The sequence below is a fragment of the Staphylococcus sp. GDX8P114P-2 genome (genome assembly GCF_017892945.1).
In the GTDB taxonomy this organism is placed as follows: domain Bacteria; phylum Bacillota; class Bacilli; order Staphylococcales; family Staphylococcaceae; genus Staphylococcus; species Staphylococcus arlettae.
The window spans coordinates 306,241-319,606 of sequence record NZ_JAESMB010000008.1 but is presented as its reverse complement, the minus strand read 5'-3'; the positions used below and the strand labels follow the sequence as shown (position 1 = coordinate 319,606).

Sequence of the window (13,366 nt, the reverse complement as noted above, 5' to 3'; positions counted from 1 at the left end):
TTTACTGCACACTCTTTTCATCGGATATTAGTGCAGAAGGTTCTGCATTTAAAAATGTCTGGTTTAATTGTTCAGGTTGCATTGCTATATCGCTATCACCAAAAAAGCGAATAGTGCGATTAAGTAAAATGATACGATCGAAATATTGAGTGGCTTTAGATAAGTCGTGATGAACAATTAAGATTAATTTGTTTTCACTTTTTAGGTGCTGTAATAAATTGAAAATTAACTGTTCACTATGAAAATCTATGCCTACGAAAGGTTCATCTAACATATAGACCTGATTACTGTGCATTAAAGCACGTGCCACAAGTACACGTTGCAATTGACCTCCGCTTAATTCGGAAATTTGACGATGACGCAAATCATTTAATTCTAATGTTGTTAATAAAGACTCGAGTCGTGATTTTACTTTTTTAGTTACGGGTTTAAACCATCCGATATTACCATATGAGCCTGATAATATAACAGCTTCTACACCGATAGGAAAATCTAAATCAATATGAGCTTTTTGAGGAATATACGTAATTGATTTTAATACTGAGGAGAGCGGTTGTTGATTTAACAATTGTTCTCCAGTTGCTTTGAATTCTCCAATAAGCGATTTAAATAAAGATGACTTTCCTGCACCATTAGGTCCCATAATTCCTATAATTTCACCTTGGATAGGTAATGTTAAATTAATATCTTTGAGCACATGTTTCTTCCCTAAATGCAAATTTAAGTTTTTTATTTCTAACATAATTCACCTTCTAAAAATATTTTTAGGTTGACCTAATTTATTTTATAATATACTACGAACTTTTAGCGTGTCAAGAATTTTCGTGATACAATAAAGACAATGATTGTGAGAGGTGAAAGTATGCTGACAGAAGAGAAAGAGGACTACTTGAAGGCCATTTTAACGCATAAAGGCGATACTACTTTTGTATCAAACAAAAAGTTATCGCAGTATTTAAATATAAAGCCACCATCAGTAAGTGAAATGATAAATAGATTAGAACAAACAGAATTGGTAGCAACAAAACCATATAAAGGTGTGATGTTAACGCAGAAAGGTTTGGCACACACTTTAGATATTATTAAACGACATCGTTTACTTGAATTATTTTTAATTCAAATATTGCATTATGATTGGGAAGAAGTGCATCAGGAAGCGGAAGTATTAGAACACAGAGTCTCACATCTATTTGTAGAGCGGTTAGATAAGTTATTAGATTATCCAACTACATGTCCTCATGGCGGCGTTATACCACGTAATAATCAATATAAGGAACTATATACAACCGATTTATTACAATTTAGTGCTGGAGATTATGTTAATGTTAAAAGAGTAAGGGACAGAACAGAATTATTGGTTTATTTGTCTAGTAAAGCCATCTCAATTGGTGATGAAGTACTTATCGTCGATAAAGATGATACAAATAGAGTAGTAATGATTCAAAAAGGCGAGACGGTTACAATTTTGAGTTATGATAATGCAGCGCATATTTACGTAGAATAATATAAAAAGCGATGGTTTATATTAACCATCGCTTTTTGCATATATATTTAAAATGAAATAACTACAGTGAAAAGTTTATACACAGTATATAAATTAATCGCAATCCACAGTGTACTAAAAAAGAATGTGGGGCAGCGAGTTAATTCGTTTAATGTTGTACCATCCCATTCAACATCACGGTTGAAAAACGTCAGTTTAAAGATTGTCCAGCTTGATTGGAGCACTTCACCGAGCAACATTCCAAGGATGAAGTGGTAACTTATAGAAACGAAATAAAAGATGAGCTCCTGATCATTGCTTTGAAATATACCATAAAGCAATACAATTAACATCAAAAGTATAATAATTGGGAGTAATTTACGAGATGTTAATATGACAAAATAGCAAAATATAAATAAATACACAGCAATAAAGATGCTGGGATAGTTGGCAGTGACAGCTAAATATCCTAAAAAGAGCATTAAAGGTGGCATGATATAACCACCTAATGTGGTAATGATTTGGCTCAAACGACTACTAGATTGTGTAATAGCATAACCTTGTTGTGATGTTTGGTCACGTTCTGAAGGTTTAGCGACAATAACTAAATCTCTAGCTTTGCCTCCGCTAATTTTATTAAATAAAATATGGCCAAATTCATGTGTTAATACTGGAATATAATTTAAATAAATATCAATTATACGATTAAGTGGCTTGTGCCTATACTGATGAATCACAATGTAAAGCACTGCTAATATTAAAATCCAACTAATATGTAATTGAATGGATGAACTTAAAAATGATTGTATATAGGACATGCAAATACCTCTTTTGTAATGGTGATGAATATGAACTTTAATCTATTATAAACGATATAAACAATTAGCGCATTTGGACTTTTGATGTAGGAAAGAATTAGGGGAATAGCATATTACAGAAAGTATTATCTCATTACTGCGTATTATGATAAAATGACTGTTAATATTGTATGAAATCGACAGTGAGTAGATAGGAGTTAATAGTTAATGGTGAAAAGAGACGAAACAGATAAAGTAGATGTTTTATCTGTACATTTTAATAATGTCACAATGGACGATATGGTAACAAATGTAAAACAATTTTTTGAAGACGGGCAACAAGAGACACTGTTTATTGTGACTGCAAATCCAGAAATCGTAGATTATGCTACAACTAATACATTTTATCGAACATTGATTAACAGCGCTAATTATACCGTTGCAGATGGTACAGGCGTGGTCAAAGCTTCCAAAATTTTAAGAACGCCATTAAAAGCTCGTGTACCAGGTATTGAATTGATGGAATCATGTTTAAAAATAGCGCATTCTAATCATCAACGGGTGTATTTATTAGGAGCCAAAGAAGTAGTAGTAGTAAAAGCACAAGAACAGTTAAAACAGCAATATCCAAATATAATTTTTGATCATCATCACGGATATATCGATCTACAAGATGCGCACATTGCTCAAGAAATAAAAGACTTTAAGCCAGATTATATTTTTGTGGGGATGGGTTATCCTAAACAAGAAATGTGGATAGAGCAGCATCGACATAACTTTGAACATACAGTGATGATGGGCGTAGGTGGCTCATTAGAAGTATTTAGTGGAGTCAAAAAACGAGCACCTAAATTTATTAGAACCATTAATTTAGAGTGGGTCTATCGTTTAATAATTGATTGGAAACGGTTAGGAAGAATGCAAAGTATTCCTAGATTTTTATGGAAAGTTATGAAACAAATGCGACATAAACATTAAAAACGATTACGATGTCTTGAATTTTGTGGCATCGTAATCGTTTTTAGTTTAACGTTATTTAAATTCAAAACGAGAATTATCTAATTCTGATCTGAATTTTTTTTGATCCGCAGCGGAACGTTTTTTGAAGTCATTTAAAAATTTTTCATATTCAGGCAAGACTTCATCTAATGTACCAAATTGTTTTAATTTACCGCCTTCTATCCATGCAATTTTTGAACAGAAGTCACGTACTTGTTTCATATTATGACTGACAAAGAAAATTGTTTTATTTTGTTCTTTGTACTCATAAATTTTTTCTAGACATTTTTGTGCAAATGTTTGGTCACCAACGGATAAAGCTTCATCGATAACTAAAATATCGGGATTAGTGGTAATGTTTATTGAAAACCCTAATTTGGCACGCATACCACTGGAATATTTTTTAACGGGTTGGTAAATAAATTCACCAAGTTCACTGAACTCAATAATTTGTGGAGTATAATCTTTAATTTGTTTTTTATTAAAGCCCATACACAACATTTTAAATTCAATGTTTTCAATTCCAGTAAGTTGACCATTAAGTCCAGCATTAATGGCGATTACACTGACTTCTCCATTGCGGTTAATGTGACCACGTGTTGGGGAAAGTGATCCGCCAATCATGTTACTAAGGGTAGATTTACCAGAACCATTAATACCTACTAGGCCAATAACATCACCTTCATGTGCAGTTAATGATAAATCATTTAAAGCATAAAATGTTTTGTTTTTGTGAAAAGGTACCAGTAAATCTTTTACTCGTTCTTTATTATTGCGATAAATACGGTATTCTTTTGAGACATGTTCAATGTTTACCGAGACTGTCATAATTTTACCATCCTTATTTCTAATTACTGTTATTATAATATATAGTAAATGAGTTGTTAAATTTATTAACCTATTGTAAAGTAAGTAGGTATGAATTGCGAGAAAACTATAGTCTACAATTGTTAAAGTTTACTGAATTTGTGGAATTAAATCAACTCTTTTAGTAGAAAATAGTGTAAAATGTAGCTGGTATCATCTAGTATATAATAATTGGCAATACTATTTTATGATGATATTAATAGTAATGAGCTAAAATGAAATCATAGTAAGTTTACATCTATTTATTAAATAGGGTATAATTTTTTTGTTATGAAAATATTTGGAGATAACGACAGAATAAAAAACAAAAGTTTAAGATATAAAAGTAAATCGTTTGAAAGCGTGGTTTATTTAAATGAAGGCAGTTTGGACTGTATTTAAAGAACATATAAAAAATATATATTTGATCAAAAGATTAGCAGAATTTCAAATTAGAATCACTAACCATAATAATTACTTAGGTATGGCGTGGGAATTAATCAACCCAGCAATGCAAATTGCGGTTTATTGGTTTGTTTTTGGTTTAGGTATGCGCAGTAATACCCCTCAAGATGGTGTGCCGTTTATATATTGGTTATTGGTCGGTATTAGTATGTGGTTCTTTGTGAACCAAGGTGTATTAGAAGGAACCAAGGCGATTGCGTCGAAATATAATCAAGTAGCAAAAATGAATTTTCCGTTGTCTATTATTCCTACTTATATTGTGTTTAGTAGATTTTACGGGCATCTCGGTTTATTAGCCATAGTGATGGTTATATGTTATTTTGCAGGGTATCACCCGACAATTTACACCTTACAGTTGTTAATATATGTACCTTTCGCGTTAATCTTAACGGTGGCAATTTCACTCGTAACATCAACTTTAGGTGTACTTATTAGAGATACTCAGATGGCAATGCAAGCGTTAATGCGAATTGTCTTTTTCGTATCATCTATTTTAATCGTGCCACCTAAAGGTATTGTAACTGATGTGATGCAATTAAATCCGATTTACTTTTTAGCTGAAGCATATAGAGCTGCTATTTTACATCATGATTGGTACTTTATTTCTCATTGGGAATTGGCAGTCTATAATGTCATTTTAGTTATTGTTTTACTCGTGGTAGGATCGATTTTACACATGAAGTATCGCGATCATTTTGCAGACTTTATGTAATGCATTATTTATAAAATATATGAAGAACCTGAAACATATTTTACGTTCCAGGTTCTTTTTGTATATTGGTAATAATTAATCGTTAGAAGTGTAGGTTAAGTGAATAGGGTCAAGCTGACAATAAGATAGAACGAAATAATTTAATAATTAAACATTGCTATCGTTGCAATTCTATAAATTTTGGAAAAAGCACGCTATAATTAAATGAAACTAACTGAAGTAAAGGGGAGAAAAAATGAGACAATGGATAAAAAGAATTTACATGATGATGATACATATACTAAATGTAGTATTTAGTTGGAATAAAATATCAACTAAACACATAGTAGTGATGATGACTTTTGAAGCAGATGTCTTACCGATAATTAAAGAATTATCTCAACAAGGATATCGTGTCACAGTAATTGCTAAAGGCATACATCAAGAAACCATTGAACAATTACAAAATTGTACATTTATTCCAGCAGGAAATAAACATATTATTCACCATATAAAAGCATTAAGCACAGCAAAAGTAATAGTGATTGATACTTATTATTTACTATTAGGTGGCTATCGCAAAAAAGCTGGTCAAAAAATTATTCAAACGTGGCATGCTGCAGGTGCGCTAAAACATTTTGGGCTAACGGATCATCAAGTGGATCATACTAATAAAATGCAAGTTAAACAATATCGTCGGGTTTATGGAGCTACAGATTTTTATTTAATCGGTGGTCCACCAATGGCAGAATGTTTTAAAGCAGCTTTTGATGTACATCCAACACAGCTTTGTACGACAGGACTACCGAGGTTAGTACCGTATTGTCAATTAGATGTTAAAGAGATGCAAACACAGTTAAAACAGCAGCATGGGATTACGACTAAACTCGCGATTTACGTTCCTACATACAGGGAATACAATCAAAGAAATAGAATAATCGATGTTACACAATTTGAACAAGCATTACCTGGTTATACTTTAATCAATAAACTACATCCAGCAGTAGCAGAGCCAAGTCAGACTCAGATTGATACACAGACATTGATGTTGATGGCAGATTTAATTATTACTGATTATAGCTCATTAGCAATTGAGGCAAGTTTATTAAATAAAACTGCTGTCTTTTACGTTTATGATGAGACATTGTATGAAGCGGAACGTGGGTTAAATAGCTATTATTATGATATACCAAGTCGTTATAAAGCATATGATGAAACATCATTAATTCAATTGATCCAACAACAAGAACAAACGTTAGAACCGTTATTTCAAACGTGGCATCAATACAATACGAAGGATAGCTTAAATCAAGTCATGGAGTTAATTAATAAGGAGGCTTCACAATGAAAATAGCATTTATTATTCCAGTTTATAATGCAGCTAATACGATTCGTCGTGCTATTGCCTCGATTGATACTAAGTATGAGCATGAAATCATTTGTATAAATGATGGTTCGACTGATGAATCATTAGCAGTGTTGCAGGAATTAGCGAAAATGTATAAAGAACTGACAATTATCAATCAAGAAAATGCGGGTGCGGCAGCAAGTCGTAATAGAGGTCTTGCATCTATGTCGAGTGATGTATTTATGTTTTTAGATGCTGATGATGAGTTCTTACCTAGCAGAATTGATTACATGGCTGACTACTATTTGAAAAATGATGATGTAGATATTGTTTTAGGGCAACTAGGACGCGAGCGTCATGGAGAATGGCAAACGATTCCAACTCATACAGAAATTAATAAATTTGATACTGTGAATTTGGCTCAATGTCCAGCTATCTTACAATCTATAGGCCCTGGTGCAAAAATGTTTAGTGCTAAATTTGCGGACTTACGTTTTGATGAAGATGTAGTGTTTTGTGAAGAACATACATTTATGGCACGTGCTTTTAATAAAGCCAGTGATATTCAATTATTACCTAATATTATTTATGGTTATAATAATGTAGAAGGATCAATTACAGAACAGCGTACGCACCGTTTTGAAGATTATTTAGCTAATGCAGCGGTGGTTAGACAACGCGTGATGGATATTTTGTTATTATCGAATTTAAGAGTATATTACAGTTATCGTTTTGACGAGTTGATTGTTAGCTATTTAATTCAATCTTACCTAGCCAATCAAAAGGAAATTACCGAACCATTTATTAATGCAGTGACAATGTATCTGAAAACAATGCAAACAACAGATTACGAAGGGCGCGCATTGTTCAGAATTATTAAAGTAGTAGAGCAAGGTGGTAAAGGTTGGACAAAACCAATATATGAAACATGGAGAGAAACATTACATTATGTTGGTATTGGACGGCCACCTTATTATCGTTTTAAAGTTGAAATTCTACCGAGACGTGCTAAATTTAAAAGCAAAATGACTCTAAAAAAATTATTGAAAAGGTAAACATTAATTACGTTATAGTATTAAAAATTTTAGTATGATATACTTCTTGAAAATGTGAAAAGTTACTGAGAGGTAGATAATAATGAAAAGAGTTATAACATATGGAACTTATGACTTATTGCATTATGGTCATATTGAATTATTGAGAAGAGCACGTGAAATGGGTGACTATCTTATTGTTGCGTTATCATCGGATGAATTCAACCGTATAAAAAATAAAAAATCTTATTATAACTATGAACAACGTAAAATGATGTTAGAATCAATTCGTTATGTTGATCTTGTAATCCCGGAAGAAGGATGGGGACAAAAAGAAAAAGATGTTGAACGTTATGATATAGATACATTTGTCATGGGTCATGACTGGGAAGGCGAGTTTGATTTTTTAAAGGACAAATGTGAGGTTATTTATCTTAGACGTACGGAAGGTATTTCTACGACTAAAGTTAAAAAAGAATTATATGGTAAAGAAGAACATTAATAAATTATCACACACGATAATATGAATGTGTGTTGATAATGTTTAAAGGGATAAGTTTTAGAAATCACCATGATTTCTAACTTGTCCTTTTTTATTGCGTTATAAGTTTAATTTAACTCAAAAAAAACGCATTGAGTTTTGGATTGATAATCCTAGACTCAATGCGTATGTTGAACTATTTTTTATTGTTAGATTTACGACGTATTAAATCAATAAGTAAATAAATAACGATTGCTAATGCGGTAATAATTAAGACGATACCTAATAACGTTAAAATAGGATGATCATCCCAAGTGGATTTAACCATAGTAGTAGTTTCGTGTAATAATGGTTTTTTCACTTTTACAGAAGGTGGACCGTATTTATCGGAAATAAATGAGCGGTCGTATTCAATGTGTAATTTTTTATCTTCGATGACATATTTATAATCTTCTTTTGTAAAGTCTTTTGGCAATACATCATATAAATCATCTTCTAAGTAATAAGTTTTGCCATTAATTTTGTGTTCGCCTTTGCCTAAAATTTTAGTGTATTTATACTGATCGAAAGACATATTCATCATAGCATTACCCATCATGTTACGTTGTTTTTCACCACCGAAGTTATCATAGTTTCCGGCACCCATGATTGTTTGTACAATACGGAATCCATCACGTTTTGTCGTGATAGTATGGTTATAATTTGCTAGGTCACTTGATCCAGTTTTTAAACCATCAGTACCTTCTAAGCTCATGTCGCCACCTTCAAGTGAATGGTTGAAGGTATAGTATGTAACACCATGTTGTGTTGGCGCAGTTTGCTTAGTGAAATATAAAATTTTAGGTGTATCTTGAATTGAACGTTGCGATAAAATTTCGAAATCTCGTGTTGAAGACACTGAATTATCTTCATCAGTGTACTTTTTAGGTGCAAAATCTTCTAGTTGGGCATTGTCAGCACCTGTAGGATTAACAAAGTGCGTATCTTTCATGCCTATTGATTTAGCTTTTTTATTCATTAAGTCAGTGAATTCTGAAGTGTTTTTAGATACTTCATTTGCTAATATTAGTGCTGCCGCATTACTAGAAGCAGAAACTGTTATTTGCAATAATTCTTTAATGGTATATGTTTCGCCAGGGTAAAGTTTAGTATTACTTAATTTTGGTAAAGTAGACATACGATAGTGGTCTTCTGTAATTTTAACTTTATCGTCTAAAGATAAATCTCCCTTTTTCACTGCTTCCAATGTTAAATACATGGTCATAAGTTTAGACATGGATGCAGGGTACCACTTTTTGTCGATATTATAGTCATATAGAATTTGGCCTGTTTGTGCAATGTTTGCTGCACCCTCAGGTTGATATTTATCAGATACGTTATAACCGTATTGATTTGCAATGCTTGTAGGTGTAGCTGTCTCAGCATTAGCAAAAGGTGTTATAATTGAAACAATAAACATAACAGTTACCATAATGGAAATTAACTTTTTCATAAAAACAAACCTTCTTAATATATTCTCTTTTTGATAATAGAAATATTTTAGCATATTGGGTTGAATTAATAAATGAATATATATAAACCGTCACAACAATAATTTTGTGAATTAAAAAAGCAAGCAATAAAGCATAGAGTTACATAAAGTTTTCGTTGCTTGGCGATGTAACCACATAAGTCAAAAATAGAGGTAAATGTAATGAATCAAACGAACCCGTTATTTTATTTATTCAAAAAATTAACTTGGCCAAAAAAACTAATTGCCATTGCGGTGTGTATATCTTCTTTAGGTAGTTTAACAGGATTACTTGTTCCTTTAGTAACAGGTAAATTAGTCGACAAATTTACCCTAGAAAGTATTAACTGGAATTTTATCGCTATCTTTTTAGGGATTTTTATTATGAACACTTTACTGAGCGGCTTGGGCTTATATTTATTAAGTAAAATTGGAGAAAAAATTATTTACGCCATACGTTCAATGTTATGGCAACATATTACGCATTTAACAATGCCATTTTTTGACAAAAATGAAAGTGGTCAGTTAATGAGTAGGTTAACTGATGATACGAAAGTAATCAATGCTTTTATTTCGCAAAAACTACCAGAGTTGTTGCCATCAGTATTAACTGTTTTAGGTTCTTTTATTATGCTTTTTGTAATGGATTGGCAAATAACGTTAGTAACCTTTATAACGATACCGATATTTATTGGGATTATGATTCCACTTGGGAAAATAATGCAACGTATATCCAAAAAGACACAAGCCGAAATTGCCGATTTTAGCGGTTTGCTTGGACGAGTGTTAACCGAAATGCGTTTAGTTAAGGTAGCAAATACAGAGCGTTTAGAATTAGAAAAAGCAGACAATAATTTACAACGCATTTATGATTTAGGGTTAAAGCAAGCAAAAATCACAGCAATTATCCAACCAATATCTGGACTGGTCATGCTGTTAACGATTACAGTGATTTTAGGTTTCGGCGCATTAAGGGTTACAAGCGGTGCCATTACTGCAGGAACATTAATTGCTATGATTTTCTATGTAGTGCAGTTATCAAGTCCGTTAGTCAATTTATCTACATTAGTAACTGATTATAAAAAAGCTGTGGGAGCGAGTCAGCGTATATATGAGATTATGCAAGAACCTATAGAAGATTTTACTTTGCCTGAAGTAGTTGAAGAATCCCAACATCCATCTTTAATATTCAAAGATGTAACTTTTAAATATGATACGACAACTGTATTGCAAGCGGTGAATTTTGAAATTTTAGCAGGTAAAGTCACAGCTTTTGTAGGGCCATCAGGATCAGGAAAAAGTACAATTTTTAATATTATCGAACGTATGTATGATATTGAGCAAGGCATGATTACATACGGTGATCAATCTATATATAATATCCCTTTAGCTACTTGGCGACATAAAATAGGTTATGTTATGCAAACGAATGCCATGATGAGCGGTACGATACGGGACAATATACTCTATGGTATTAATCATGCTGTTTCTGATGAAGAATTGGAAACGTATGCTAAGATAGCTAATTGTCATGATTTTATTCAAAATCTTGAGCAAGGTTATGATACGTTAGTGGGTGAACGCGGTATTAAATTATCCGGCGGTCAACGTCAACGTATTGATATTGCACGTAGCTTTGTAAAAAACCCGGACATCTTATTGTTAGATGAAGCTACTGCAAATTTAGATAGTGAAAGCGAGCGGAAAATCCAAACCGCATTAGAAGAATTAATGGAGAAGCGGACTACGATAGTGATTGCTCACCGTTTGTCAACGATTCGTAAAGCAGACCAAATTATCTTTTTAGATCAAGGTGTTATCACAGGAAGTGGGACGCATCAAGAATTAATGCAAACACATGAGAAATATCAGCAGTTTGTTGCTACTCAAAACTTAACTGAATAAAACACAGACATTTTGTAAATGCCAAAAGAAATAAATAGCATATACTCGAACATTAAAAAAGTTATTTTATCAAAAATCCTTACATGCTATAATAAGTTAGAATTAACTAGCAAGGTAGAAAATTGAAAAACACAGAAATACAATAAATGAAAACGAATACACTATTTATATTTTAGTGATTAATCATTATTAACTTTTTAGGGACAAGTCAATAATTATAAAGTAAGATGGTTTTTTAATTTGAGTTTGCTTGAGTTCATATATATTGGAATGGTGGGTGTAAAATGTTTTTACTAATTAATATTTTAGGTTTAATTGTTTTCTTAGCGATTGCAGTATTATTTTCAAGAAATCGCAAAGACATACAGTGGACTTCTATCGGTATTTTAGTAATCCTTAATATTGTATTAGCATGGTTCTTTATTTATTTCCCATGGGGGAAAGCAGTAGTACAAGGATTAGCAAACGGAATTGCCTGGATGATTGATTCTGCACATGCAGGTACAGGATTTGCTTTTGCAAGTTGGGTCGAACCTGGTGCAATGGATATGGCAGTTAGTGCCTTATTCCCAATTTTATTAGTTGTACCATTATTTGATATTCTGATGTATTTAAATATTTTACCTAAGTTAATTGGAATGATTGGTTGGGTGTTAGCTAAAATTACGAGACAACCAAAGTTCGAGTCATTCTTTGGTATTGAAATGATGTTTTTAGGAAACACTGAAGCGTTAGCAGTTTCTAGTGAACAATTAAAGCGTATGAATGAAACACGTGTACTAACTATCGCAATGATGTCTATGAGTTCAGTATCTGGGGCTATCGTAGGTGCATACGTGTCGATGGTACCTGGTGATTTAGTGTTAACTGCTATACCATTGAATATCATTAATGCGATTATAATTTCTGCAATTCTTAATCCAGTTACTCTCGAAGATAAAGAGGACATTATATATAGTATTCAAAATAGTGAGATAGAAAAACAACCTTTCTTTTCTTTCTTAGGAGACTCTGTCTTAAATGCAGGGAAATTGATTTTAATTATTATTGCATTTGTCATTAGTTTTGTTGCTTTATCAGATTTAATCGACCGTCTAATTAATGCTGCAACAGGTATTATTGCAACTTGGATCGGTTTAAAAGGTAGTTTTGGTTTAGATCAAATTTTAGGTGTATTTATGTATCCTTTTGCATTATTACTTGGTTTACCGTGGGGAGAAGCATGGATTGTTGCGCAACAAATGGCTAAAAAAATTGTGACCAATGAATTTGTTGTTATGGGAGAAATTAAAGATGTATTGGATTCATATTCACCGCACAGACGTGCAGTGCTTACAACATTCTTAATTTCATTTGCAAACTTCTCTACAATCGGTATGATTGTAGGTACATTAAAAGGAATAGTTGATACGAAGACTTCTGACTTTGTCTCTAAATATGTACCAATGATGTTATTAGCCGGTATTTTAGTATCGTTAATGACAGCAGGATTTGTCGGCTTGTTTGCTTGGTAAGATAAAAGTTGGTGTGATAGTCAATTTTAATAACTGCATAAACACTTTAATACTTAAATTTAAACAGAGCAGCGTTTAGCTGTTCTGTTTTTTTGCATTATAAAAGCCAAGTACGCGGTGTACTTGGCTTTTACGGGAAATGAATTAAATGTATGATATAAGCAAGGACTAGGTACTTATAACATACTTCGAGCAAAAATTTGTTTTTGTTTGTTACTATAAACAACACAAAGGAGATGGCTTCTTATTGTTCTTCAATAAGAAGATAAATAACATTATAGCAAAGGAATAAA

At 32.3% G+C, this 13,366-nt stretch carries 12 protein-coding genes; 8 read left to right on the top strand and 4 right to left on the bottom strand.

All coding sequences use genetic code 11. The features are described 5' to 3' along the window. Position 1: 1 nt before the first annotated feature. A complete protein-coding gene (locus KA845_RS04645) occupies positions 2-742 on the bottom strand; it encodes a metal ABC transporter ATP-binding protein (protein ID WP_002508976.1) in 741 nt (246 codons plus the stop codon). Positions 743-862: 120 nt separating this feature from the next. On the opposite strand from KA845_RS04645, the gene KA845_RS04640 reads away from it, so the two are divergent. Continuing rightward, a complete protein-coding gene (locus KA845_RS04640; protein ID WP_021459180.1) occupies positions 863-1,504 on the top strand; it encodes a metal-dependent transcriptional regulator in 642 nt (213 codons plus the stop codon). A gap of 47 nt (positions 1,505-1,551) precedes the next feature. Here the strand turns inward: KA845_RS04640 and KA845_RS04635 are convergent, their stop codons facing one another. Further along, positions 1,552-2,301, bottom strand: coding sequence for a M50 family metallopeptidase (locus KA845_RS04635; RefSeq protein WP_204176593.1), 750 nt, complete (start codon positions 2,299-2,301; stop codon positions 1,552-1,554). Between the two features lie 207 nt (positions 2,302-2,508). On the opposite strand from KA845_RS04635, the gene tarA reads away from it, so the two are divergent. Beyond that, positions 2,509-3,258 carry an N-acetylglucosaminyldiphosphoundecaprenol N-acetyl-beta-D-mannosaminyltransferase TarA gene (gene tarA / locus KA845_RS04630; protein ID WP_021459178.1) on the top strand — a complete coding sequence of 250 codons (750 nt, stop codon included), beginning with the start codon at positions 2,509-2,511 and terminating at the stop codon, positions 3,256-3,258. Positions 3,259-3,312: 54 nt separating this feature from the next. On the opposite strand, the gene tagH is transcribed toward tarA, so the two are convergent. After that, the gene (tagH, locus tag KA845_RS04625; RefSeq protein WP_002508972.1) at positions 3,313-4,107 is read right to left on the bottom strand and encodes a teichoic acids export ABC transporter ATP-binding subunit TagH; all 795 of its coding nucleotides are present in this window, start codon (positions 4,105-4,107) and stop codon (positions 3,313-3,315) included. Between the two features lie 394 nt (positions 4,108-4,501). Here tagH and KA845_RS04620 point away from each other — a divergent pair, with 394 nt between their 5' ends. From KA845_RS04620 to tagD, 4 genes are all read left to right on the top strand, one after another. Next, complete coding sequence (locus KA845_RS04620; protein ID WP_210127806.1) at positions 4,502-5,302, top strand: ABC transporter permease; 801 nt, start codon at positions 4,502-4,504, stop codon at positions 5,300-5,302. A gap of 235 nt (positions 5,303-5,537) precedes the next feature. Beyond that, positions 5,538-6,629: a teichoic acid glycerol-phosphate primase TarB gene (gene tarB / locus KA845_RS04615; RefSeq protein WP_103388035.1), complete on the top strand. Its 1,092-nt coding sequence runs from the start codon at positions 5,538-5,540 to the stop codon at positions 6,627-6,629. After that, complete coding sequence (locus tag KA845_RS04610) at positions 6,626-7,684, top strand: glycosyltransferase family 2 protein (protein WP_021459176.1); 1,059 nt, start codon at positions 6,626-6,628, stop codon at positions 7,682-7,684. Before tarB ends, KA845_RS04610 begins: the two co-directional genes overlap by 4 nt. Positions 7,685-7,766: 82 nt before the next feature. Further along, positions 7,767-8,165 carry a glycerol-3-phosphate cytidylyltransferase gene (gene tagD / locus KA845_RS04605; RefSeq protein WP_002508968.1) on the top strand — a complete coding sequence of 133 codons (399 nt, stop codon included), beginning with the start codon at positions 7,767-7,769 and terminating at the stop codon, positions 8,163-8,165. Between the two features lie 175 nt (positions 8,166-8,340). On the opposite strand, the gene pbp4 is transcribed toward tagD, so the two are convergent. After that, positions 8,341-9,636, bottom strand: coding sequence for a penicillin-binding protein PBP4 (gene pbp4, locus KA845_RS04600; RefSeq protein WP_107373894.1), 1,296 nt, complete (start codon positions 9,634-9,636; stop codon positions 8,341-8,343). 201 nt (positions 9,637-9,837) lie between these two features. Between pbp4 and KA845_RS04595 the strand changes: the two genes are divergently transcribed. Next, positions 9,838-11,559 (top strand): ABC transporter ATP-binding protein, encoded by a 1,722-nt coding sequence (locus tag KA845_RS04595; protein WP_103388038.1) that lies wholly within the window; start codon positions 9,838-9,840, stop codon positions 11,557-11,559. Positions 11,560-11,843: 284 nt separating this feature from the next. Next, positions 11,844-13,073, top strand: a complete 1,230-nt coding sequence (locus tag KA845_RS04590) for a NupC/NupG family nucleoside CNT transporter (protein ID WP_002508965.1) — start codon at positions 11,844-11,846, stop codon at positions 13,071-13,073. Positions 13,074-13,366: the final 293 nt, after the last annotated feature.

What these genes read in the sequence shown, in the direction of transcription:
- KA845_RS04620 (WP_210127806.1), top strand. Translation starts at nt 4,502, where the DNA reads ATGAAGGCAGTTTGGACTGTATTTAAAGAACATATAAAAAATATATAT.
- tagD (WP_002508968.1), top strand. Translation starts at nt 7,767, where the DNA reads ATGAAAAGAGTTATAACATATGGAACTTATGACTTATTGCATTATGGT.
- tarB (WP_103388035.1), top strand. Translation starts at nt 5,538, where the DNA reads ATGAGACAATGGATAAAAAGAATTTACATGATGATGATACATATACTA.
- KA845_RS04645 (WP_002508976.1), bottom strand. Translation starts at nt 742, where the DNA reads ATGTTAGAAATAAAAAACTTAAATTTGCATTTAGGGAAGAAACATGTG.
- tarA (WP_021459178.1), top strand. Translation starts at nt 2,509, where the DNA reads ATGGTGAAAAGAGACGAAACAGATAAAGTAGATGTTTTATCTGTACAT.
- KA845_RS04635 (WP_204176593.1), bottom strand. Translation starts at nt 2,301, where the DNA reads ATGTCCTATATACAATCATTTTTAAGTTCATCCATTCAATTACATATT.
- KA845_RS04595 (WP_103388038.1), top strand. Translation starts at nt 9,838, where the DNA reads ATGAATCAAACGAACCCGTTATTTTATTTATTCAAAAAATTAACTTGG.
- KA845_RS04640 (WP_021459180.1), top strand. Translation starts at nt 863, where the DNA reads ATGCTGACAGAAGAGAAAGAGGACTACTTGAAGGCCATTTTAACGCAT.
- KA845_RS04590 (WP_002508965.1), top strand. Translation starts at nt 11,844, where the DNA reads ATGTTTTTACTAATTAATATTTTAGGTTTAATTGTTTTCTTAGCGATT.
- pbp4 (WP_107373894.1), bottom strand. Translation starts at nt 9,636, where the DNA reads ATGAAAAAGTTAATTTCCATTATGGTAACTGTTATGTTTATTGTTTCA.
- KA845_RS04610 (WP_021459176.1), top strand. Translation starts at nt 6,626, where the DNA reads ATGAAAATAGCATTTATTATTCCAGTTTATAATGCAGCTAATACGATT.
- tagH (WP_002508972.1), bottom strand. Translation starts at nt 4,107, where the DNA reads ATGACAGTCTCGGTAAACATTGAACATGTCTCAAAAGAATACCGTATT.